This window comes from Sphingomonas sp. LHG3406-1 (assembly GCF_029637485.1).
Lineage (GTDB): Bacteria > Pseudomonadota > Alphaproteobacteria > Sphingomonadales > Sphingomonadaceae > Sphingomicrobium.
Genome location: NZ_CP069128.1, coordinates 339,283 through 363,325 on the forward strand (window position 1 = coordinate 339,283; position 24,043 = coordinate 363,325).

14 protein-coding genes and 1 pseudogene are annotated in these 24,043 nt (G+C 59.7%); 10 read left to right on the forward strand and 5 right to left on the reverse strand.

The window, feature by feature from the left end; translation table 11 throughout:
• Nucleotides 1-159: 159 nt before the first annotated feature.
• Nucleotides 160-3,543 carry an AAA family ATPase gene (locus JOY29_RS01720; RefSeq protein ID WP_300974478.1) on the reverse strand — a complete coding sequence of 1,128 codons (3,384 nt, stop codon included), beginning with the start codon at nt 3,541-3,543 and terminating at the stop codon, nt 160-162.
• A 485-nt stretch (nt 3,544-4,028) separates the two neighbouring features.
• Here JOY29_RS01720 and JOY29_RS01725 point away from each other — a divergent pair, with 485 nt between their 5' ends.
• From JOY29_RS01725 to JOY29_RS01755, 6 genes and pseudogenes are all read left to right on the forward strand, one after another.
• Nucleotides 4,029-8,786 carry a DEAD/DEAH box helicase family protein gene (locus JOY29_RS01725; protein WP_300974479.1) on the forward strand — a complete coding sequence of 1,586 codons (4,758 nt, stop codon included), beginning with the start codon at nt 4,029-4,031 and terminating at the stop codon, nt 8,784-8,786.
• A gap of 11 nt (nt 8,787-8,797) precedes the next feature.
• Nucleotides 8,798-9,316: a hypothetical protein gene (locus JOY29_RS01730; protein WP_300974480.1), complete on the forward strand. Its 519-nt coding sequence runs from the start codon at nt 8,798-8,800 to the stop codon at nt 9,314-9,316.
• Between the two features lie 3 nt (nt 9,317-9,319).
• A complete protein-coding gene (locus JOY29_RS01735; RefSeq protein WP_300974481.1) occupies nt 9,320-10,981 on the forward strand; it encodes an ATP-binding domain-containing protein in 1,662 nt (553 codons plus the stop codon).
• Nucleotides 10,982-11,944: 963 nt separating this feature from the next.
• Nucleotides 11,945-13,450, forward strand: coding sequence for a DUF2779 domain-containing protein (locus JOY29_RS01740; RefSeq protein ID WP_300974482.1), 1,506 nt, complete (start codon nt 11,945-11,947; stop codon nt 13,448-13,450).
• Complete coding sequence (locus JOY29_RS01745; protein ID WP_300974483.1) at nt 13,443-14,069, forward strand: hypothetical protein; 627 nt, start codon at nt 13,443-13,445, stop codon at nt 14,067-14,069. The genes JOY29_RS01740 and JOY29_RS01745 overlap by 8 nt, the downstream gene beginning before the upstream one ends.
• 315 nt (nt 14,070-14,384) lie before the next feature.
• Nucleotides 14,385-14,879 (forward strand): annotated as a pseudogene (locus JOY29_RS01755) (hypothetical protein); the annotation flags it as partial.
• 72 nt (nt 14,880-14,951) lie between these two features.
• On the opposite strand, the gene JOY29_RS01760 reads toward JOY29_RS01755, so the two are convergent.
• Complete coding sequence (locus JOY29_RS01760; RefSeq protein WP_300974485.1) at nt 14,952-15,884, reverse strand: HNH endonuclease; 933 nt, start codon at nt 15,882-15,884, stop codon at nt 14,952-14,954.
• A gap of 319 nt (nt 15,885-16,203) precedes the next feature.
• Between JOY29_RS01760 and JOY29_RS01765 the strand changes: the two genes are divergently transcribed.
• A complete protein-coding gene (locus JOY29_RS01765; RefSeq protein ID WP_300974486.1) occupies nt 16,204-17,682 on the forward strand; it encodes an ADP-ribosylglycohydrolase family protein in 1,479 nt (492 codons plus the stop codon).
• A 40-nt stretch (nt 17,683-17,722) separates the two neighbouring features.
• Nucleotides 17,723-18,319, forward strand: a complete 597-nt coding sequence (locus JOY29_RS01770) for an HD domain-containing protein (protein ID WP_300974487.1) — start codon at nt 17,723-17,725, stop codon at nt 18,317-18,319.
• Nucleotides 18,320-18,332: 13 nt separating this feature from the next.
• On the opposite strand, the gene JOY29_RS01775 is transcribed toward JOY29_RS01770, so the two are convergent.
• Complete coding sequence (locus JOY29_RS01775; RefSeq protein WP_300974488.1) at nt 18,333-18,833, reverse strand: hypothetical protein; 501 nt, start codon at nt 18,831-18,833, stop codon at nt 18,333-18,335.
• A gap of 259 nt (nt 18,834-19,092) precedes the next feature.
• On the opposite strand from JOY29_RS01775, the gene JOY29_RS01780 reads away from it, so the two are divergent.
• Together JOY29_RS01780 and JOY29_RS01785 are read left to right on the forward strand one after the other, a co-directional pair.
• Nucleotides 19,093-19,734, forward strand: coding sequence for a hypothetical protein (locus JOY29_RS01780; protein WP_300974489.1), 642 nt, complete (start codon nt 19,093-19,095; stop codon nt 19,732-19,734).
• A gap of 205 nt (nt 19,735-19,939) precedes the next feature.
• Nucleotides 19,940-20,923 carry a WYL domain-containing protein gene (locus tag JOY29_RS01785; RefSeq protein WP_300974490.1) on the forward strand — a complete coding sequence of 328 codons (984 nt, stop codon included), beginning with the start codon at nt 19,940-19,942 and terminating at the stop codon, nt 20,921-20,923.
• On the opposite strand, the gene JOY29_RS01790 is transcribed toward JOY29_RS01785, so the two are convergent.
• Both JOY29_RS01790 and JOY29_RS01795 read right to left on the reverse strand, forming a co-directional pair.
• Nucleotides 20,920-21,999: a hypothetical protein gene (locus tag JOY29_RS01790; protein ID WP_300974491.1), complete on the reverse strand. Its 1,080-nt coding sequence runs from the start codon at nt 21,997-21,999 to the stop codon at nt 20,920-20,922. The genes JOY29_RS01785 and JOY29_RS01790 overlap by 4 nt on opposite strands.
• Complete coding sequence (locus JOY29_RS01795) at nt 21,989-24,037, reverse strand: AAA family ATPase (protein ID WP_300974492.1); 2,049 nt, start codon at nt 24,035-24,037, stop codon at nt 21,989-21,991. Before JOY29_RS01795 ends, JOY29_RS01790 begins: the two co-directional genes overlap by 11 nt.
• Nucleotides 24,038-24,043 lie beyond the last annotated feature (6 nt).

Consider the following 24,043-nt stretch of genomic DNA (forward strand, 5'->3'; position numbering starts at 1 on the left):
CGGGAGAAACGAGGAGCCGATCAAGGCTGGTTTTAGCCGCAAGTAGCGCTAGGCCTTGAACCGATGCTGCGCTTACCCCCAAGGTTAATTCGGCACCGCCTGGGAGACGATCAAAAACTCGGTCTGAGCCGAAGTTCGAGAGCAGTCGCATGGTGGAAGCTACCTCGAAGCGGCAAAGAGCCGACCGGCAAGCTGATGGATTGCCCCGCTATCAATACCCCCAGCCATCGTGTCCTCTGTGATGATTAGTCTGCCTGAAGGATTACTCTCGCTCCAAGGCGTAATCCCCTGAGCGTCGTACCATCCAAGCTTGCGCTCCCATCGTTGGACATACTCTACCTGACCCATCAGCCCGCAGTGCTCCCAGAACCAGGTTTCCTGGCCCGCTTCGACTGTAAAGTCGGGATAGCGCGTGACCCCCTCCGGGTTTGAGAGCGGCTTTTCGAAACTGTAGCGGATCTGCCCAGACTGCTCGAGACCGTAGAGCGTATCGGCAATGATGAGCTCTGACTTCGAGCTCACCAGATCGCCACGTTGCGTGCGGTGGATGAGTTTCTCGGCAAGCCAGCCGGTTCGCAAGCCGCCTTCACCCAAGAATTCCACCTGCTTCATGACAGGAGGTCCGAACAGGTTTGTGGTGCGCCGATCAGTCTCGGAGAAGAAGTCGGATCGAAGCCTTAGATAATGGCTGAATGGCCCCTGGTGCAGAACCCAGACGCGGTTCTTCTGACGGGTAAGCGCTGTGTATAGCATCTCCCGGCTAAGCAGGCGACTGTTCGCTGGCAGGACTAGGATTACGGAGCCGAACTCCGAACCCTGCGCCTTGTGGACGGTGACCGCATAAGCGAGCTCTAGAAACGGGCTTCCTTCCTCAGAGAAATCCCGATCTTTGAAGCTGTAAATGTCGGCTTTCTGCGAGGCGAACTCGACATTAGTGAACCGCAGCTTCCGACCGCTGCCAGACTCGCCAACCACCATCCCGACTTCGCCGTTCGCCAGGTATCCTGCGCGCTGGTTCTCCTCGCGGCTCCAGCGGTTGCGCTTATGGTTTCTGAGGCAAATGACCTTGTCGCCATAGGTGATCTGGTCACTTCCCCGCGGCTTGATGACCCGCCAGCCCCGGCCTGGGTTCCGAGCCCTTTCCAGCCGATCGGCACGAACCGTCTGTTTCAAATAGCGGTTAAGCTCGGCCGAGCCGCTGGCAAGATTGCGGTGCGCTGACAGGATCTGCCATTCCTCAGCTTTCGCGCCAGCGCCTTCATTGAAATATATATAGCCATTGCTGGGAGTGCCCCCGAGCGATTGTTCAAGCGCCGGCTCGAGATGCGCCGGATCGGCTTCCAACTCGTCGGCGAGAACTTGAAGCAGCTTTTCTCTAAGATCTGTCGGCGTTTCCCAGTCGACAAATCGCAGGCGGTCTGAGTTGGCCGGCGTGCCCGAGCCGGCGATGACCTCGTCCTCGCCAGGCTCCAAGGTCCGCCCGGAAAAGAGACTTGCGAGCTGAACGTCGGGAAGGGAAAGGGCAGAGACAAGCTCGCCGCCATCTTGCCGACGACTGACGCTGAGTTCGGCCACTCCGGCGCCGTTATGGGCGTCCTGCAGTTGTGCGATGATGTCGACAAACGGGCGTCCGGCCCCAATTGGCGGCAATTGCTGCGGATCTCCCACCAGGATCAGTCGAGCAGTCTTAGGTAGTACGCTACACAGCGCCGCCAACTGGTCTTCGGTCAGCATGGAGCTCTCGTCGACCACACAGGTCGACACGCTAGCCGTCGAGCCCTCGTCCTGGACGAGGTATTTCCCAGTGTTGGGGTCGTATCGGCTGTGCTCGAGCAAAAATTGCGCAAGGGTGCGTGCCTGCTCAGGTCGGCCGGTCTGCTGGCCGAGCCTCACCCGTGCTTTGCCCGTGGGTGCTAGCAGCTGGATGTCGCGGCCAACGACAGATGGCTGATTGAGCAAAATCTTGAGCAATGTCGTTTTGCCCGTGCCAGCAGGGCCGGTGAGCACGCCGATGCGGGAGCTCTCCAGCCTTTGCAGTGCCACCAACTTTTCGGCACGTGCCTGGCGCTCATCCTCGCTCGCAGCACTCCCTCTGAACTCTTGCGCAATGAGCGGAGTCCAGTCGATCTGAGGTGCTGACGGCGCCTTCGCTCTGTCTTCGACATGGGCACGGATAAGCGCACCGGCCGTCTTGTACCGGAGCAGCTGAGCATAGGTGATATCCCCGTTCTTGGTGACATCGACCTCGTCAGCGAAGTCCTGCTTACAGATCTGGAGCGTGGTCGCGTCGAGAGAGACCTTCAGGGACAGTGGCGACCGGTCCACCTCCTCGCTAAGCTGACCGGCCGACAGAATCGTGTGCCCCGCCGATGCGGCGCGTTCCAGCGCATCGACAGCAATGGCTCGAAGCCGAAGTGCGTCCTCGGGCTCGTCCAGTTCGATGGCCAGACTATCGTGAAAGGGCGGGCGCTTACGATCCTTGTCGGTGGGGAACAGACTGCGGTCGATCGTCATCAGGCCAATCGGGTTGGCGGTGTTCCTCGACAGCTCAAACAGACGATAGGGATTGGCGAGAAATTCGTCTGCCTCGTAATCGCCATTGAAGATGGCATTCGCCTGGTCGCGACTCAGTTCGAAGCGCGACAGCAGCTGCATCAGCGCGTACCCGTCCGAATCGCTCTCTTTCAAATGCACAAAGCGTCGCTTCTGCATCGTCGTGATTCTGGGCGCGCCTTCTGGAGCCTCCCGGGTCCCTGCAAAGATCTCTTCTACGATGGGCCACGGGTCCGCATCCTCTTCGATGCTGCCGGCCAGGGCGTGGGCGAACAAGGTGCCATTGAAGTTCTCGTCGAAGCAGGAGAGGGCGCTACCCAGACCCGGCGCGATGCCATGCATGGTCCAGAGCTCGCTCAGCTCCCGATCAATCCACTCGAGATAATCCGCCCACGGACCATTAACGAGGACGGCACTCGTCGCCTCGATTGCTCTGCGGACCGACTGAAGGGCTGTGATCGCGGTGCCGTGGCTTACATGTTCGCTGGCATAGAGGAATTGCTCTAAGCCATCTTGCGGGACCTCGGCTACGAAATGCGAGAGCTCGAGATCCTGGGTTTTCGCGAGTTCCAAAAGCTGATGGTAAGGCAGAACAACGCCGCCAACCCAAGCGCCCTCAACCTGTTGATTGGGTCTTAAGCTATGCTGGAACGGCCGTTCCCAAACCATTGACCGTATACGGCCCGCCGCGCTTCCTCCCTCGTAAGGATATTCGGTCAGGGGTCCTTTGGATGTGAGCTTGGCGACGGCGACGATCTGCCGGCCACCACTGTCCGTGAGCGGCGTCTGCTTTGCATAGAAGAAGACGAGCGAGGTGTTTTCCTCAAGCTCCTTGCCGAAGCCCTCGAGCAGCGCCCGCTGATTGTCATGGTTTTGGACCCATGGAGTTTTGACGATCAGACTCGGCGCTTGCCCCTCCTGGGGCTCACGCATCTCTTCAGCGTCGAGACCGTGTTCTTCCGCAATCTGCCAAGCAGACTCACGCAGCATCCAGCGGAATGGCGTTAAGGTACCACCATAGGCCGGAATGGGGACGACCTGCGGCAGGATGTGTGTGTGGTCGGGACTGTACCTTGAATAGTCCAGCCTCGATGTCAGGGGCAGCTCGCGCGGTGATAGGAAGGCCCCGCGCTCTGCAAGACAAGGAGGCGGTGAGCCGAGCTCACTGAAGCATTGTCCTGGATGAGCCGCCTCAAAGGCGTCGTCCCGGTTCGCGGCGTTTCGCTTGATTGCCAGGCACGCGGAGTTGGCTGGCGCGTCTAAGCAGACGCGGCCGTTCCAGCCATTATCATGCCACGGCGCCCGCACTGATACATGCCGAACGGCACCCCGCCCCATACGCACCCCCTGATCAGCAACTCGAAAGGCGTGACGTTCGGCAAATCACGCTTAACCGGTGGCGAGGCTAACCTTTGCTAATATGCTTCACAAGGCTGATTCTCTGCGACATGATGCGCTGAGCCGGGGGAGTATTCATGGCGACGTTGGTTGAGGAGCCTAGCTCCAACGAGCGAGAGGGCGTCTCTTCTCTTGCTGACTTTGTGGAGCGCGAGTGCGCCGCTCGCCTTGGCGCCTATGAGCGGCAGCCTCGCGACACCAATGAGCATTATGAGACCGAAATCGAAGTGTTGTCGGGGGGCTACGCCTATCGACAGCTCTACGAACTTGTTCAGAACGGGGCAGACGCTATCCTCGAGGCCAAAGAAGACGTTGGCCGCATCTATGTGAGACTTGAACAGGATCGCTTGGTTGCTGCCAATAGTGGCGCAGCGCTGGACTCCGATGGAGTAGTCGCCCTTCTCAATGCCCGCAGTTCTTCAAAAAGAGCAGGGCAGATCGGCCGATTCGGCATCGGCTTCAAATCTCTGCTTAAGCTTGGGGGTACCGTTGACCTGATCAGCAGGTCCATTGGGCTTCGGTTTGATCCGGAATGGTGTCGCTCGAAGATCCGCGCTCACCTCGGCCTCTCTGAGGACTCCCGTGCGCCCGGGATGCGTCTCGCGCAGGTTCTTGATCCAGAGGGGGCCACTAGCCCGTTAGCCGATCGCGACCTCGGCTGGGCGACCACCGTCGTCACTGCTCAGATCGCTAATGCTAGTGATCGGCAACGTCTGGTCGAGGAGATGGCTCAGTTCCCGGCTGAGTTTGTTCTCTTCTTGCGTCCCGATATCGAGCTTACGTTGGAGGTCGTGGGAGGGCCGACCCGAAGAATATCCAAGCGTCACGACGGCGACGTTCTCATTGTTGACGATGGGACCGTGCAGACCCGTTGGCGCCTATTCGAGCGCGAAGTCGTGGTCGATGACGCCGAAGCAAAGGCCGATGCCCTTCATCTCCAAGCCCGTGAGAAGGTGCCATTGTCCTGGGCGGCGCCGATCGGCGGGCGCGAAGCTGCGGGTACCTTTTGGGCCTTCTTTCCGACGCGCACCCCAACTCTGGCCTCAGGCATCCTCAACGCTCCTTGGAAGCTCAACAGCGACCGAACCAACGTCATCCCGGGCGCTTACAACTGGTTCCTGATGGAGGCGGCAGCCGAACTAATCGCCGACAACATAGCGGCGCTTGCAACTGAAGCCGATCCCGGAGCGCCCATCTCGGCTTTGCCGAGAAAGGTTGACCGCCAAGATGAAGTCGCGGCGCCTCTCGTCGAGTCTCTCTGGACCCGACTCGTTGAAAGTGAGCTCGTCGCGAACGCGGCCGGCGAGATGAAGGACGCCCATTCGCTATTTCGGCATCCGCTTGACGAAGAGGAACTCATCGCCCGCTGGGTTTCACTCGCCGATGATGCGGTTCGAGCGAAATCAGTTCACGCCACCTGCCAATCGGGCAAGCTTCGTTCCAGCCGGCTGGAGGCCCTGGCCCGCGAGGCTTTGGATCGAGTGAAGCCCCAGCGCGAGGCCCTGATCCGCTTCTCCATGGCTGAGTGGATCGAGTTCGTCGCGTCCGAGGAAGCTGGTCACGCTGCCGAGCTTGTCTTGTTTCTGCGGGACGTTCGTAAGGCCCGGAACGGAGCGCTGTATGACCTTCGAAGAGCGAAGTTCATTCCCTCTGCTCGGCACGGCCTCATTTCTCCGGCAGACGCAATCATCTGTCCGCCTGATCGCGCGCCAACGGGCAAGTTCGCGGTCGCGACCGACTTGCTTGAAAAGCCAGACGTACGCTCAGTTCTAGTGAGTTTGCTTGATGTGCCCGAGATGGGCGATGAGCTCTGGGACACAGTTCTCTGGGAGTCCTACGACCGGGCACAAACACTTGGCCGTGAGGGTGCTTGGGCGACCTTCTGGGCCAACTTCGAAGAAGCGCCACAAGATCGCGTAGAGGCATTTTTCGAAGACTACGGTCCTGACGACTTCTACTTCCGTTCGATGGCCGGATCTTTCTCACCGCGTGAGGAGCTCGTCCTCATCGATCGCGAGCTGAAGCAGGAGGTCAATCCCGGCATCATTCTCGATCGCAGCTATCACGCCGGGCATTGGGACCGCATTCCAGATGAGTACAAGGACACATTCGGCCCTAGCGATACAGCCGAAGTAGGCACGTGGGATGGACGCGGCTGGGAGCAGATGCGGCCGTACCTTAGAACCATCCAAGACATGGGCCGGCGTAGAATGCCCTATGGCCCCCGCGAGTATCTGTTAGGCGTCCTCCGCGAAGACGCGATCGAGATGCCGTTGTCCTGGCGGTTGCTACCCGAGCTACCAAGTCCCCTAGCGGTCAAGCACACGGACCATTTGCTGACATCGATGGCGAGTAACCTGCTTTACAGCAGGGTCCGTAATCCGGAGGGGCCTCACTGTTACAAGACAATCGTGTTTGGTCACACGACACGGCCGGACTCTTATGCCCGGTACACGGCCGCCCACCCCTTTGTGTACTGGCTGCATAGATTCGGCTGGGTAGAGCTTGGCGAGCGAACGGTACCTCTTGGTGCGTTCACAGCGCCAGCTCGCCAGGCGCTTCGGACGCTAGGTGGTGCCGCAAGCTTAGACCTCAACTCGTACTTCGACTCTCTTGAGGAACAAACGGATCTGAGATTCCCGTTTGCTGCGCCAGCTTCTGCAGATCTTACTAGCGAAGTTTGGGCCGGCATCTTCGAGCTTGCCTGGGAGACCACTGATAACTTCTCCTCGTTAACTCCTGTCTGGGAGATTGCGGCCGAGGCAGGCCAGATCCCGGATCTTGTCCCCACCAGTGACGGTCCGGTGCCAATCACGAAAATTTACGTCACAGATCGGCCGGGTTCATCAAGTGAGACCGATAACGGCCGGGTTATTTTGCTCAGCGAGGCTGCTGCGGCCGCCTGGCACAATGCTGGTGCCCAGCTCCTAGCTGACCATACCGAGCTTACCTACGAGGAGAAACTTGGCGAGCCGCTTCGTCTTCAGGCGCTCTTTCCTGAGCTTACTCCGATTCTGAAGACTCGTTTGGCTCGCCGGCTTGATGTTCTCTGGGTTAAAGGGCTGACCGAAAGGTCGGGTCCGCAAACCCGTCGGCCGATGATCGCATTCCATCAAGGCGGGCCGCTGCTTATCGAACGCGAGATCTTTGAAGCCGAGAGCTGGACCGGCCGGACCAAACAGCTCCTCGAATTTCTGCATACCCATGGGTTCATCCAGGAGAAGCCCGAAGAAGCGATGAGCCAGCTCGTCGGGCAACGGGTGGTGGAAGCGCGCGCCAGGGTGCGCGCGGGTGAAACTATCGAGAAAAGGCTGCTTCTCGCCGTAGGTGGATCACGCCGAGCACTTTTTGCGCAGCTAAGTGAAGCCACGAGAGAAGCCATCCCTAGGAAGCTGTCGGACGAGGCGTTAGCTGCCCTCACGCTGGCAGTGCATGGCCCGACCACGCTTTCCAACCTGCGCGACGTCCTGGAAGAAGAGGGACTTGCACCTCCAGCGCGCTGGGGAGGGGACCCGGCCCAAAGGTTTGTTCTCGAGCTCGGGTTCCCGGCCGAATTTGCCGCAAGCGCGAACCTACGACGAACGGCAGAGTGGATCGTGAATGGACCGATCCATTTGCCTCCACTGCACGACTATCAGGAAGGCATACTTCAGGGGCTCCAATCAATCTTCGAAAGTGGGCAGGGGCGCCGCCGAGCGGTGGTGAGCTTGCCGACAGGCGGCGGTAAAACTCGGGTTGCTGCAGAGGCAATCGTTCAGCTGATCCTCAATGGGGAGGGGAAGCGAACGGTCCTGTGGGTCGCCCAGACGGACGAGTTATGCGAACAAGCGGTGCAGTGTTTCCGCCAGCTCTGGGTGAACGTTGGCTCGCCAGAGGAGGACTTGCGGATCGTTCGCTTGTGGGGCGGTCAGAGTAACCCAGCACCGCCAGAAGCGAACGAACCCGTAGTGGTCGTCGCAAGCATTCAGACCCTGAACGCCCGGTTGGACGTGGAGCAACTAGAGTGGCTGGCGCAACCAGGGGTCGTGGTGATCGACGAATGCCATCACGCTATCGCGCCGAGCTATTCCTCGCTTCTTCGCTGGCTCGACGTTCAGACGGGCACGGAAACCGAGCGCCTGGAGGAGCCGCCGGTCATCGGCTTAAGTGCAACGCCTTGGCGCGGTTATGATGATGATGAATCGCGGCGCCTTGCTGCGCGCTTCGATCAGCGCTGGCTGCCCAAAGATCAGCACCAACTTCATCATGACCTGTTGCAACGCAAGGTGCTGGCTAAGCTCACCTACCATCCAATTCGCTACGACAAGGTTGTTCAGCTGAGCGAGGCGGAGATCCGGCACCTCGACCAGTATAAAGAGCTTCCAGAGTCCTTTGTTGAGCGCATCGGTGCGGACCCAGACCGAAACGACAAAATCATCGAGTGCGTCTTGAGTTCGGGCGCCTCCTCAATTCTGCTGTTCGCTAATTCGGTAAAGCACGCCCAGTATCTTGCTGCTCGCCTCCATCTCGCCGGCTGCCCTGCAGCGGCGGTAAGTGGGGAAACGGACCGGCTTGCCCGTCAGCACTTCATTCGTCGCTTCAAGTCGCAGGAGCTCAAGGTGCTCTGCAATCATAGCGTGCTGACGACCGGTTTTGACGCACCTAAAGCCGACATGATCCTCATCTCGCGACCGGTACTGAGCCCGGTACGGTACATGCAGATGGTGGGGCGGGGTCTTCGTGGACCGAAGAATGGTGGTACCGATCTCTGCAAGATCGTGACCGTCGAGGACAATATTCTGACCTACCAGGATCGGCTCGCCTATCACTTCTGCCGCCGTTTCTTCGAAGTCTAAAGGGCGAGCCAATGCCAATTGAGTCACTCAAAGACTCCCAGATCAGCCACGTTATTCGCCGCTATCGAGAAAGGGGCCTCTCCGAAGGCGGAACCTTCACGCTTGCCGAGCTTCTCATGGAGCAGCGCCGACGACTGAAGTCGGATCTGCCCACTGTTGGGCTCGCAGCCAAGATTGTCGAACTGGCTCGATCGTCGAATGATGGCCTGGTCACTTACAAAGAGCTCTGGGAAGCCTTCCGGCCCGGTGAGCAGTGGGTGGGCAATAAGTCTCAGCAAATCATGGGCAACGCTCTTGCTCGGGTGGTTGAATATTGTGTTCGGCACAATCTGCCAGTGCTCACTGTGTTGGTGGTGCAGTCAGGTTCAAGGAAGCTTGATCCCAAGGCGGTTGCGAACATCTACAATGATGCCCGTGAGCTAGGCGTTGACACTGGCCCAGACATGGAGGCTTTCATCGCGCGCGAGCGGGTTCGGGCGCGTGAGGTCAGCTCGGAGAAGTTGCCCTCCGAGCCCGATGTTGAGTCCTGAAACGTGGGCCAGCTAGTCCCCGCGGCCCTACCCCAGGCGGCGTTCGTTCCAGGCCTTGAGCGGGAGCTCGAGACGCTTGAACAGTTGAAGCGTCGTCTACCCGCCACTCTTTCAGTCTTCCATGGTGTGCACTGGAGTCGCGCCTGGACGTATGGGACGGCGTTCGGTGAGGCTGACTTCATCGTCGTCAACGGGGCAGGGCGCTGCCTGGTTATTGAGCAGAAAACTGGCTCGCTCGAGGAGGGGAAGGACGGGCTTCAGAAGCGATATGATGGAAAGGCGAAGAGTGTTGGTTCGCAGCTGCATCGAACCCTCGATGCCCTACGAGACAAGTTCAAGGCGCAGAGCGGCCATCAGATCGAGCTCGATTACCTACTCTACTTGCCTGATTACCGGGTCCGGGACCTCTGCGGTGCAGGGCTCGATCAGAACCGGATTGTCGACGGCCGCAATGCAGTTCGGCTGTGCGAGCGCATCATCGAGCTGCTCGGTGAGACCGATGCGACACCGCATGGCGGACGTGTCCTCCGCTTCTTTGAGCAGTCGCTTGATCTCGTTCCAGACATTCACTCCCGGGTCGGACTGTCGGAGCGCTGCTATACGCGCGCAGTCGGCGGGCTCGCCGACATCGTCGGCGCCATTAGCGCTAGGCCGTTGCGCCTGGCCGTCCGGGGCACCGCTGGTTGCGGCAAGTCCCTAGTCGCGATCCGGGCTTTTCGAGCGGCTGAGGCGGCCGGCAAGCGGCCACTCCTTCTGTGCTTCAATCGCGATCTGAAGGAAAAGATGAAGGTCGCTGCCGGTCAGACCGGCGGTGTTGTCGAGACCTTTCACGGTGCCATCGACCGAGTTCTAAAGGACACAGGTCGTCCGCTGGCACATGAAGCCGGCGGTGTGGACTGGAACCGAGCGGTTGATCAGGTGCTCGAAGGCGAGATCCCCGACAGCTGGCGGTTTGATACGGTCATCGTCGACGAAGGGCAGGACTTCACGCCAGCCTGGCGCGAGATGTTGGACTTGTTCGGTGCGGACACGGGCGACTGCTTGTGGCTCGACGATCCCGATCAGGCGATCCAATACGGAACGAGCCCCGACAGCGAAGCTTGGCCGCGGGGCGGTTGGACGGGCTTTCGAGCAAAGTCCAATTTCCGAACGCCGGCTAGTATCGCTCGTTTTTTGCAACGCCTTTTGCCTGGATTTGAATTCTTAAACGCCAACCCCCTTCCAGGCCTGGGCGTTGGGATCACCGAGGTACCGGGCAAGAGCGAAGTCTCGGCCGCGGTCGGGCGCGTTTCGAGCGAGCTGATGAAGAAGGGCTTTGCACGGGAGCAGATTGTCGCTCTCTCACTGAGGGGCCAGCAATCGGCGACCCTCGGTCAGTGCGAGCGCGCGGGCAGCCAAACCATCGCCCGCTTCACGGGCAATTACGATATGTTTGGCAATCAGCTTTGGACCAATGGGCACCTGAGGTTCGATACTATCCGCCGGTACAAGGGGCAGCAAGACGCGGCGGTGATTGTCACAGATGTGGAAATGCCGGACGAGGAGGAGCGGCGTGGAGAATGGGAGCGCCTGCTCTTCGCTGCGCTAACTCGAGCGACCGAACGCCTGGAATTAGTAGTCACGAGGGGGTCTAAAGCCTCCCGCTTACTGCACGATGCGTGGTGACCTGAAAGTCCAGCAAATCGACGAACGGCCGATGGCGCTTCAGCTTCGCGCCAAATGAGGAGAGCGGAGATGCCAGCCCCAGTAGACCCTGCCCACATTCCTGAGCAGTGGAACGTCGACCGGAAGATGTCGCCGCTCGAGTGGGCTCGGGATTGGCTGCCGGCGTGGTTCCGCTCGCTGAAGGTGCTTGACGAGGAGCTTGCTCGCTCAAACCCCAGACTTGCTACAACACTGGAGCAAGGGGTGTCTCACGTGCGGTACAATGCCTTCCGTACCTATCGGATGCCATGGGAGCCCTTCATCGGGGGTCCGTCGCGTCGCCCACACGTTGCCTTTTTCAGAGAAGAAGGAGCCGAGCCGGCCCAAAGTCTTCAGGAGACCGGACCTTTCAAAGATCGCGGTGCCTCAAAGGTTGTTCTTCAGTACTTTGCGGAGGGCGACCTCCCCTCCGCTGCTGCTGCTCTTACGGTACTTAAATTGTGGCCGGCTGTGGTGGTTAGCCACCAACAGCGTGAACGCCTACGCGAGAGATCTGAGCCACCACAACTTGCGAGACCCCTGGCATTCTTTCACGATGTTCCGATCGTCCGGTTTGATGGCGAGAGGCTTGATCCCTTGACCTACTCACGTGACGATCTCCTGCGGGATCTTACGGCGGTTCCGGGCATGGAGGGGATCTTGCGCTCACCTCTGGTCCAGCCTCCGTTAGATTTTGAAGCTCGGCTCGCGGCAGCTATTGCACCCCGAGAGCCACGGCCGCCGCGTCGCGCTGCATAGCTGGCTGACTTCTGGGCCAATGCCCCGCGACAAATTTGAGCCCGATTCTCGCTCGGCAAAGCGGGCAGAGCCCTAAGCAATGACCTATTCTGTCGTACCCTTCGGCCAGACCCTTTCGATCAGACGGACAGGTCGCCCGGACATTGGAACAGGGCTAATGTACCTGAGTAGGGGGATAAGAGATTGATGCCCAACTTCGGGCTCTCCAAGAGCAAGGTCGCCGCCTTCGAGCAATGCCCCAAGCGGCTCTGGCTGCAGGTGCATAAGCCCGAAGAAGGGGTGATCGATACCGCCATGCAGGCCCGCTTCGATATCGGCCATGCTGTCGGCGAGCTCGCCTGCGAAGCTTACCCTAACGGCATCATGATCGAAGCCGAGCCGGATTTGAGTGCCGCTATCACCCTCACCCAGGAGCTACTCTCCAGCGGAATTAGGCGACCGCTGTTCGAAGCCACCTTCCTGCACGAACAAGTGCTGGTACGCGTTGACATCATGTACCCGGCGGAAGGCGGCGGTTGGCACGTCGCCGAGGTGAAGAGCTCCGCGTCAGCCAAAGAATATCAACTGAGCGATCTCGCGACGCAGGTCTGGGTGATGCAAGGCTGCGGCGTGGAAGTCGCCTCAGCCAGCATCCGTCACATCGACTCATCTTTCGTCTACCAGGGCGATGAGAATTATGCGGGGCTGCTGAAGGATGCACCCGCAGATGACATCATTGCCCCTCTGCTTCCGACCAGATCCGAATTGGCGCGAGAGGCTATCAGCACGCTGGCCGGAGAAGAGCCCGCCAAGGAGCCGGGCACCCACTGCAACAGCCCTTTCTCGTGCCAGTTTCAGGCTTACTGCAGCCGTGGACGCGCGCAGCCTACTTGGCCGATTTCCTTACTCCCGAACACGGGTGGGCGGCTTGCCGAGGCTTTTCACAAGCTGGGTATCGTCGAGCTGCTCGACGTGCCCGCGTCCGAGCTCAAGAGTGAGCTGCACCGGTTGATCCAAAAGGTAACCGCAGAAGGGTCGCCTTTCCACGACTGCGAGAAGGCGAGGCGCGCGACAGAACACTGGCCGCGGCCTTTGTCCTACTTGGACTTCGAAACGATCGCCTTTGCGATACCCCGCTGGATTGACACGAGACCGTTTGAGAATGTGCCGTTTCAGTTCTCACTGCACATCGATCACGACGGTGTGGTCGAGCACCATTGCTTCCTTGATCTAAGCGGAGATGACCCGCGGCGCGCGTGCGCGGAGGCGCTCATTGCCATGCTGCCGCCTCAAGGAGCGATCGTGGCCTACAATGCGAGCTTCGAGCGGCGCTGTATCCGCCAGCTTGCGGAGACCTTTCCGGACCTCAGCCAGGCGCTATGTGGGCTCGAGGCGCGTGTCGTCGACCTCCTGCCGGTCGCGCGTGCCTGCTGGTATCATCCAGAGCAGCGCGGGAGCTGGTCAATCAAGCACGTGCTGCCCACGCTCGTACCCGAGCTCAGCTACAAGTTGCTCGAGATCGGCGATGGAGGAGCTGCCCAAAGCGCTTACATCGAAGCGGTCGCTCCTGAAACAAGCGCGCAGCGGAGACAGGAACTTGCTTCGGCGCTCACGGCCTACTGCAGCCTAGATACCGAAGGCCTGAGGCAGGTCTTCCATCGGCTCGTGGACCCGAATGAAAGCGAAGCTGGAGGGGAGGGGACGCATGCGTAAGCCAGGCTCGGTCGAGTCACTCGAGCAACTTGGTCGGGTTCGACTATCGAAGAGCTTCTTCATGCGCGATTTTCTTTATTCCGAGATCGCCAACTTCTACGGCATTCCGAACATCCCGGACAATCCGGACCTGGCAATCGAGACCGGAAGAAAGCTCTGCGAGACCATTCTCGAGCCGCTGCAGGAGCGCTTCGGCCGGATTTCTATTCGCTCGGCCTACCGCTCCCCGGCGGTCAACTCCAAGGGCATCGGCCGGCACAATTGTGCATCCAACGACAGCAATTATGCAGGGCATATTTGGGACTACCGCGACGCCGACGGCTCCTCGGGTGCAACCGCCTGCGTGGTGGTGAACTCGTTTGTGCCCTACTATGAGCGCACCGGCCACTGGGAGGCACTTGCCTGGTGGCTTCACGACGAGCTCAACGTCGGGTCTACTTTCTATCCCAAGCTCGCCGCGTTCAACGCAAGCTGGTACGAAGGTCCGCGCTCAGGCATTTACAGCTATATCCCGCCCCGCAAAGGCAATCTTACCCGCGCAGGCGATGCGAATTGGTCTGGGACGCACGCCCACGAATATGCTGCGATGCTGGCTGAGGTCGATGCTGCCGGTCGCTGATTAACTGCGGCACCGAATAAGGCGTCCGCTCGGATCATATTTGGGAAGGCGAATTGCGAGTCCGCTCTTAAGCATTGCGCAGCTAAGGTCTGTGCCCCCGATCGAGCACCACGCCGCAACACGATTGTAGCTAGCGCCAGCCGGCTTACAGCTCACATTGCGACCTTCGATCATCGACGCCAGAACAGACTTTGCGCGGTAAGGATCGCCGGGAGTGCAGGATCGGCCCGTCCGGCAAGCACCAGGCATCTCCGGCGTGTCGATCGCAGACAGGCGAATGCGGGTCCCGTCTGCGCACCGAAAGGTGTCTCCGTCATGCACATAAGCAACGCGGCAATTGAATTCAGACGAGCTACCGGATCTCCGCACTATGAGCTCAGAAGCACCGGGCGGAGCTCGTACACCAAAGTCCGTTGGGGCAAGCACAAGCACAACGAGCAAGATCATCGGCACAGCCTTGGTTTGCAGCATGAGTGGGAACGGTGGCGATCTCTTAAGCTCGTTGCAACGGTCTGGTGGCAGCTCTTCGTAAAACATGCGCCGCCACTCTCATCTCCGCTCCCACCAGCGAAACTCTCGGCCAAGCCTCAAGGAGCCCGTCGGGCTCGCGAGGCAAACTCGCCTTCAGAGCTCCTAGCAGGCGTACTGCTTGTTTGTTATATCGGCTGGCAGGCTACACCGCAGCTCTCTGCTTCATGGCAGCGGATAAGTTTTTCGCCGGCCGACAATCAAGCTCGGCAAAGCTCGGTCTATTATCCCGACTGTAACGCAGCACGCGCCGCGGGCGTCGCTCCCATCTATGCGGGGCAGCCCGGCTATCGTGAGGAGATGGACGGAGACTTGGACGGAATTGCCTGCGAACCATATCGTTACACTGGGTTATCAATGACCCTGGGCTTGGAAGTGCTGGAAACGCTCTGCGAGCCGATCCTGATCAGGGTGGTCCTTGGTTCGGCTCGGCAGTCTGATCTTCTCGCCGTGCTTAAGCTTAACTCCTTGCTCGAACATTGGGCCATCGTTGATGGACAGCAGTGCGTCTGAAACATGGATGCGAAAGTCAGGGTCGATGCCGATGAGGTTAGCGTCGAATGCCGCATGGTGCACCTTTGAAAGCGGCAGCCCATTAGGCACGACCGGCTGCCCTTTGCTTTGAAGGTCGCCGATGATGTGCGCAGCATCAAGGAGGCGCGGTTCAGGTAAGCCGGTGATGGCGCAACGATTACCGTAAGCTGTTAGGACTGCTTCACGGAAACGCGCCTGATGCAAACGCTGTCGGACGGTTCGTAGTGCGTATTTGCGCTCGGCCGAGTCCGGCACATTCGCGGCTTCGGCCGCAGTAATTGGCGCCCCGAAAGCAATCCCGGCCCTTAGCGCTCCTGGGTTCCAATCAACGACAAAGGTTGGGAACTGAGCGCTGTACCGTCCAGGGGCCACACCGAGAAGGTACAAGATCGGGACCTGATCCTGCATGGCTTCTCGCAGCCACTGATTGTCGAACGCGTCCGGATCGGACCCTTGAAACGCATAGTCGATCACTTCCTCGCCAGCCTCAATCTGGGCATGCACCTCGCGCTGATCGTCGTACCAGACGCGCGCGCCAATCTTCGGGTAAACAGTCCGAATGCTTAATAGGTAGCGGAGCTGCTTGGGCTTGAAGATGCCTCGCTGTGGATTGACGATGGGTATGCGTTGCCCATCCACCTTGGCACCTGCAAGCAAGTCTGAGCTCGACAAGCTTCCGCTGGTGGAGAGGCGCCGAACGTGCGCGGCGATCAGCATGCGAACTCTTGCATCTTCAGCTGTGGTCATCACCATGGCGACGACATTAGTCCGCGGAAGCCGCCCGGCAATGCTCTTGAGGGGGCCCCACCATGAACTGCGAGCATCTCCGGATGGCCGAGGGGGACGCTAGATCGTGCCCTTGCTGGATCAGACCCGACCGAAACTGTCGGACCTGAGTGCTTGGAAGGGGTGGATCTGTTCCTAGGACGGACCGCCGACTGTCCGTCGAAGGCTCGAGTATCGTTGATCGCCACGAAACTGAGACTGGCTTTCATGATGACCTTCGAAGCGACAGCAGCGGCCGGGCGCAGGTGAACATGCGTCTAACAACGGCCGAGATGAGGATGGGAATTTGTCCATAAGAACCAGTGAAACGCACCCACTTGCAATCGCCGAGGTCAGCGTGGGCGAGGGACTGGGACGCATCGGGATCACCTTCTGTCCGGGCAAGTGCCAGCCCGCGGCGATGTCCGGCTCATGGAAGCGCGATCTCGGGGCGGACCTCGATGTAATCGCCAACTGGGGAGCCGCGGCGGTTGTCACCCTGCTCGAAGAGCACGAGCTTGAGAGCCTCGCCGTGCCGCACCTTGGGCAAGCCGTTGCCGAGCGCCACATGCAATGGTTTCACTTGCCCATCCCAGATGTCACCGCTCCGGGTTCGAGCTTCGAGCGTCAATGGGATCAGGCAGGCGAAGCACTCCGGTCTCTGCTCCGCAGCGGGTTCGATGTGCTAGTTCATTGTAAAGGTGGTCTGGGGCGGGCAGGAACTGTTTGTGGCCGCTTACTGGTCGAGCTTGGCTGGGAGCCAGAGCAAGCGATCTTGGCTATCCGCGAGGTTCGGCCTGGTTCTTTGGAGACACCGCACCAGGAGCAGCATGTGCTCGGACTTACCGCGATCGCCGAAGCAGTGCCGCACAGGTCCCATGAAGCAGTCGACGATCGCGCCTTAGGGGCCTTGCTCGGTCTGGCGGTCGGCGATGCACTAGGCACGACCCTAGAATTCACGCGCCGTGATCAACGTCAGCGGGTGACGGACCTCGTCGGCGGTGGGCCTTTCCGGTTGCAAGCCGGAGAATGGACCGACGACACCGCCATGGCTCTTGCCCTTGCCGACAGCTTGCTCGTGACCGGCGGATTCAACGCTGAAGATCTTATGACGCGTTTTGTCTCCTGGTGGCGGTCGGGCGAATATAGCTGCACCGGGACCTGCTTCGACATCGGTACCACGACCAGGGATGCACTTTACCGCTATGAGCAGAGCGGTGATCCAATGGCGGGCCGGACCGACATCTATTCGGCCGGCAATGGGTCACTAATGCGTCTCGCACCCGTCGCCCTTCTTTCCGCGGGTCGCGACGATGTGGACCTTGAGAAACTGGCCGCGGAGCAGAGTGCAACCACCCACGCTTCGCAGGCCTGTCTTGATGCGTGCAAGCTTTTTGCCCGCATGCTCCGTGCGGCTATCGAAGGCGCCCCCCGATCCGGGGTGCTGGGCCTCCGCCTTAAGGATCTTGATCCAGCAATCGCAGTGGTTGCCGACGGATCTTGGCGTGGAGCGGCCCGTGCGCAGATCAGCTCATCGGGCTATGTCGTCCACACCCTTGAAGCAGCCTTGTGGTCAGTCGCCCGCACAACCTCGTTTGAAGATGCCGTGATTCTTGCTGCCAACCTCGGTGACGACGCGGACACTGTAGCCGCAGTGACGGGGCAGCTAGCGGGAGCCCTCTACGGCCTGAGCGCTATTCCGCAGGATTGGCTGGCAAAACTCGCCTGGGTCGACCGCATCAAGCAAATGGGACTCGACCTTCTGAACAGGCGACCGGTTCAATGATCGCTAGTGTTCGCAGCCGAGCCCTAGATTGGAGAGAAGAATGACCAAGCTGACTAGGCGTTTCGAAGAGGCACTGCTCTATGCCAGCGCCGTTCACGGTGGGCAGAAGCGCAAAGGGACGTCCGTCCCGTACATTGCCCACCTGCTTGGAGTCACGGCCATCGCGCTCGAGCTTGGAGCCGATGAAGATCAGGCCGTCGCCGCCTTGCTGCACGATGCGGTTGAGGATCAAGGAGGGCAGGGGAGGTTAGATGATATCCGCAATCGCTTCGGCGAGCGTGTCGCGCATATAGTCCAATCCTGTACAGACGCCGACGTTCAGCCGAAGCCGCCCTGGCGTGAGCGCAAGGAGACCTATATCTCTGCTCTCCCCTACAAGCAGGCCGATGCCCTGCTCGTTTCGCTAGCCGACAAGATCCATAACGCAGAGGCGATACTTGCCGACGTGATTGCGCATGGGCCCAAGGTCTGGGATCGCTTCAAAGGAGGCGAAGAGGGCACAAAATGGTATTATCGCGAGCTCACCCATGCATTTTGCGAGAGCCTGCCAGGGCCCGGCGCAGACCGGTTGCAGCGCGCGTCGGCCGCTATGCAAGCCGCGACCGGAGTGCGATCCAGCTCGTCCGCGACCGGCTGAGAAGCAGGCGAGATCACCCGATCCAACTTCCTTCATCTCTATGATCGGGCCGAAATAAATAGGTGTAGGTCTTGATGAGGCTTTGATCCCTCCGACGGAGTTGGCCATAGAGACGCTGCCCGCTTTGCTCGCGCACCACCGCCCCAAGGCCGCGTCTAATCAGTGCTCCGATCTCACGATTGAGTTGAGTCTTATGTCCTCCCTCAACCGCGCGGGTGTATAGATCTAAGTGCTTTGAGGCGATCGCTTCAAAGACGTCGCGGGTGACGTGCTGGTCCCAGTTGTCGGCTTTTCGCCGGCGCTCCACCTCATCTTCAACCCATTCGAGAAGCGCTCTTTGCGCTTCGATACGGCGACTGTCGTCAGCATTTACCAAGCCATTTTTGAGCGTCCAGCTGGTCACAATATCAGCTGCTAGGCCTGGCGCGGACATTGACCTGCTCTCGGCCGTAGCGGCAAGCGATTGATATACCTCTGGCGGCAGCCTTACCGTCATAGCCTTGTCCTTCGCCAACTTTTGTCCCTCCACCAGGCAATCGAGCGATGCATCCCTATTGAAATAGAGTGATGCACCTCTATGTTGCTGCGGTCGCGGGAAAAGCCAAGGCGGATCGTGGAGTGCGAAGAATATTCAAGGCAGAATTCATGCTTCGCTTCGAGGCGTAGCGAGCCTGGGCTCGTAACCGCGCGCGTCGGCAACATATCGCTTTGCCACACAGTGCTGCCGCCCCGGCAAACGAGAACCTAATCCGAGTCTAGAGGACGATTTAAGCATGAACAGGAACATCATCGAGCGCATCCTTGCCGATCAGGACGGGCATCTGGCGTCAATCAAAGGAGCTTCGCTGAGCGGCGCGCACGCCGAGGTGATGATGAGTGCCGTTCTTGCCAAAGCCCTGACCTTCATGCGCATCCGGCCTGATGAATTCCCAGACAGGCTTGAGTTCATCCAGATTGCCCTGGACGACATCCTTAGGTGCCTTGCCTGCATTGTTGACCGTACCAACCGCGCAGACCCGCTCACCCGCATATACCTCGCCCTTGCCTACGCTCGCCACGGGATAACGGACCTGGTTCACCACGGGAAAGAGCCCAGTCTTTTCACGAAGTGGCCGCGAGCCTGGCAAGCTATGCTTTCGAATGAGACGCGTGATGAGCATGGGCATGGAGTCCATGGCGGGTATTGCGTCAATTTGCTCCCAATCCGCGGCGCGGAAGCCATTCTGAAGGAAATTAAGTCGGGAGCTCCGTCAAACTGCTCCGTGATCGCTACCGGGACCCTGAGCCTGCTCAAGCGATTCAAGATCCCCTACCGTGAATACGCATGGAGGGCGCGGGAGCACGAGCTCTATCTTTCCCGTTGTGCTGAAAATCCGACAGAGCTCGAGTGGCTCGACAGTTCGATCGTCGATTGAACCGTCGAGCTTTGCCACCGAGACGCTTTCGATCAAGGGCGCCCGGCGCTTACAAGAGTGAACTCTCCTTGCGGCTCAAATCCAAGCGTCTTCAGAACGTCGGTGTGAGGCCAGGTACCGATCCCAGCGTATCCTCTCGTTGATGTGCTTGCGATGGAGCAAGGTGCAGTCCTACTGCTATCCGCGACAGAAACGGACGTGAACATTGCGCCACTACAAGGTTGTTCGGCTACTCGATCTGGCAAAAGCGCTGGCCAGTAACGCCGAAGGTCTAACGCTCGATGAGATGGCGCACGTCCTGGGCGCTAATCGCAGAACTGTGGAGCGGATGCGAGACGCGCTCCGGCTAGTCTTCCCCAACCTGGAGGAGGTCTCGGATGGAAGGCTCAAGCGCTTTCGCATCAGCGGCGGTCTCGACGGGTTTATGCAGTCCCCCTCTGCTGAAGAGCTTGCGGAGCTTGAGGCTGCAGCCGGCGCTCTGGAGCGCGGCGGGGCGGAAGCTCGCGCGTCGACGCTCCGATCCTTGGCCGGCAAAATCCGATCAGCACAGAGGCCAAGTGTGCGCCGAAGAGTAGATCCGGACCTTGAGACGCTCCGCGACACTCAGCTGACTGCTTCTGCTCCTCGTGTCAGTTCAGTCGTGGATGAGAGCACGCTGGCTCTTCTGCGTGAGGCGCTCCTCAGCTCACGGCGGATTCAGTTCTTCTACACGCGCTCAGATGGAGACGCGCGGACGCGCAGCGTCGAACCCTACGGCTTTCTTTGGGGTCAAGTGGCATCTTATCTCGTCGGCCCAGAGGAAGCGAAATCTGATCCGGTTCTCTGGCGCCTTGACCGTATCGATGAAGTGGCTCTTGCAGACTACTTCAGTGGCCCCCCTGAAAGCTTCAGCATTGAAGCATATGCGTCAAGGTCGTTCGGCGTATTCCAGGAACAGCCACGACGTATCCGCATTCGTTTCGACGCCGAGGTCGCAGGCGCTGCAAAGAACCACTTTTTTCATGAGACGCAGGAATTGACGTCGCTCAAGGATGGCACCCTTGAGGTCAGCTTTTCAGCAGGAGGGCTCCTTGAGGTGGCGCGGCATGTGATGGGTTGGGGAGGGGGCGCCGAAGTCCTTGAACCCAACGAGCTAAGGGAGCTCGTCGTCGCTGAGGTGGAGAAGGTGCGAGCTCGCCACGCGTCTTAGACTACCGCCTCCTCCTCGAGCAGCTCAGGTAGCTGCAAGTCGTCCCAATCGCTAAGAAGCGCTTCATCAATCAGCTCTTCGGCTGCCAGACTTCGGAAAACACGCTCGATGATCCACCAAGGATCTTGAGGGGCACGGCCTGCGAGCCGCTGTACCCCGCGCTTGTGAAAAGCCGCTTCAATGGCCTGGTCGGCTTTTCTGGAGAGTAGTTCGCCCTTTGGCGGCTCCACGTGCGAGAGCACATACTCGTTCCTTCCGGCTAGCTGCTGAACATGAGCGACGGCCCGCTCTTTCCCAATCTCGCCGACATAGAAGTGACTTCGTCCTGCGATAGCATCGATGACGAGGGTGCCCACGCAATTGCGAAATTGCCGGCTAACCCGCTTGAGCTCTTCCACAGTTTGCACATGCTGGAGTTCGCCAGTGAGGCCTACAGGATCGGCGGGCAGCGAGGCTTTTTCGATCAACTTATGAAGAAGCTTGGGCACGGACCCCGTCTTACCGAGCCACTTCGCGTATGAGCGTAGGTCTTCTTGCGTGAGCTCGGGCCTAAACACCCGAGCCATGCTGAGGACGGTGAGCAGTTCCTCATGATCCGCGCCCACGTGCTTCTTGACGAGACGAGGGCGCCTAAAGGCTGGCGGCAGCTCCAAACACAGTTCGATCGTCCGCGGCACCAGGCGCTTGCATTGCATCAGCGTGCGGGCCGCTGAGCGCATCTCCTCCTGGCTGAAAATGCGGTGGAGTTCCGCAAATGCTGAGCGATCTAGAGACAGCGATGTGAGACGCACAATCGCGCCGCGGAAGCCGGGTGGGCAGCTGCCAAAAGCTTCTTTGAGAAGGTGCTTGTGTCTTCGCGTAAGCAGTTCACCGATTAAGTTGGTCTTACTGGGCTCGCGGAGGCTCTCTGCAAAACGTTTCTGCGAGAGGGACGCCGCAATGAGCAGCTTACGCGCGTTCGATGCCCGCAGGGCAGCGCCCGCGAACCCAGGCAGCTGCTCGTCAAGCCGTGTGACCTCCTCCAGCCACCAGCGGCTAGGCTGCCCAAGATCCACCAGAAGACGATCAGGCTGCATTGGCGGCACTCCGTACGAGCGAAGGTTGCGGCAAAAAGCCCATCGGCGCTCGAGAAGCGTCCGGCTTGGCGGCACATTCGGCCTCGAGCATCTCAGCAAGCGTGGTTGCTTGCTCTTCTCCCAACAGCTGAGCCTTTCGCGCCACCAAGGCGAAGTCACCGGGGGTGAGGTTATGAATGTGATCAAGCGCAGCAGGCGCCGCTTGGCCGAAGTAGTGTTCGAACAATGCCCGCGCCTGAGCCCTGCTAAGCGGCCGAAAACTAATCTTGAAGACAAAGCGGCGAGAGGTTGCAGGGTCGAGGCTGTCGCGCAGGTTTGTCGTTGCGACAAAGGGAGTTGCGGCCCGCTCCATCCAAGTCAGCATCTCGTTCGTCATGCTCACTTCCCAGCTACGACTGGCCAGCTGGCGATCCCGAAGCAACGAGTCTGCTTCATCGATGATGAGCATGGCTTTCTGATCAGCCGCCTGGCGAAACGCAGCAGCAATCGCCTTTTCGGTGTTGCCCACGTACATGTTGAGCAAGTCAGATGCGCGTTTCTCGACCACTTCGATCCCGAGACGCCCTGCGATGTACCGCGCCAATGCACTTTTTCCGGTACCTGGCGGCCCGGAAGCGAGAAGCGACCAGTTCGGTGCCGCAGCGGCTGCAAGGCGGGATACCAAAAGCTCAAGATCCATGTCCGCTCCGCAAAGAGCCGGATGAAAGCTGACCTCAGAGCTTCGTGAGATACCTGCTTCTGCTCCGAGTGCGCGTTCGATCGACGAGGCGGCAGCAATCGCCGTACTGGCTCGTCCATCGGTCCATGCTGCCGCCTGAACAGCGTTCCGCATTACCGCTGGGGCGACCTTAATTGCTGCGAGGCTGTCGCGCTCGGGCGAGGGAATTGAAAGGCGCTGCTGGTCAACCATCTCGTCCACAAGCTTGCGCCGCAAGGCCCGGTTCGGCATCTGAAAATGGATCGCAAGCGTCATCCGCCGCAGAACAGCGCTGCCGAGCAAGGCATGATCATTGACGATCCAAATTGTCGGCGAAGTGGAGCGCTCGACCAGGTTGTTCAGATACAACTTGGAATGTTTGCTGGCGAGGAAGGAAGGCTGGATCATCAGGTCTTCCGCCTCGTCCACGATCAGCAGATGCTCGGAAGAACGCCTCACGAGCGAACGGCAGATAGCCAGGTGGCCGAGGCGTTCTGAGCGTTCGGGCTCAGTACCATATTCGTCGGTCGCTCCGACCATCACCGCATGCAAGCCGCAGGCTTGCGCCAGTACACGAGCAAACTCAGACTTGCCGGTACCCGGCACGCCGTAGAGGAGAATGTTGAGACCGGTGCGGCGACGAGAGGACTCGTGGACCAGGGTACGAGCAAGCTCCCCCAGCTCGCCAAGCTGATTGAAGTTCTCCCAGCCAAGCGTGGGAGCAGGAGCCGATCCGAGCAGTCCCTTGGCAAGCTTCGCAGGCTGCACAGTCGGCATCTGGGCGATACGCAAGGAGAGGCCGCTGGCAGTCCAGTCGCCACCACGGCAGTCGGTAACAAGACCCGCGCTCAGGAGTGCTGATCCCGGCTCCATGCGCTTATGAATGGTCAGGGCGCTCTTGCCGAGAAGCGCTGCAAGCACATCGACATGCACCTCGTTGTTCACACGAGGTCCGTTCACGAAGAGCTGGAGAAGCTGGCTGTAGGGCTCGAACATACGAGCCCGAACCAGGTGGCGGAGGATGTCGACGTCCAGTTGATCGAGGTCGACCGTTTGGCCAAGCCACTGCAAGCGAGTGTCTAGACCTGTCGAACGCCGGCGGGGAAGCGCCGCACGCAGTTGCCCAATCCGTTCTCCCATAGCGTTCTGGAAATCCTCTTCCGTCCAGCCGCGTGTCCCGGAACGTGTCCACCGCATCCCCAACTCGCAGCCAATCTGATCTGCAAGGTCGAGGACGGAATCGCGCATATGCTCAGGAAGCTTGCGCGAAATCTGCGGCAGTGCCTCAACTGAAAGATGGGCGAGCAGGGCGCGCTCACCCTTTGGCATGGTGCCCGGCATTTTATT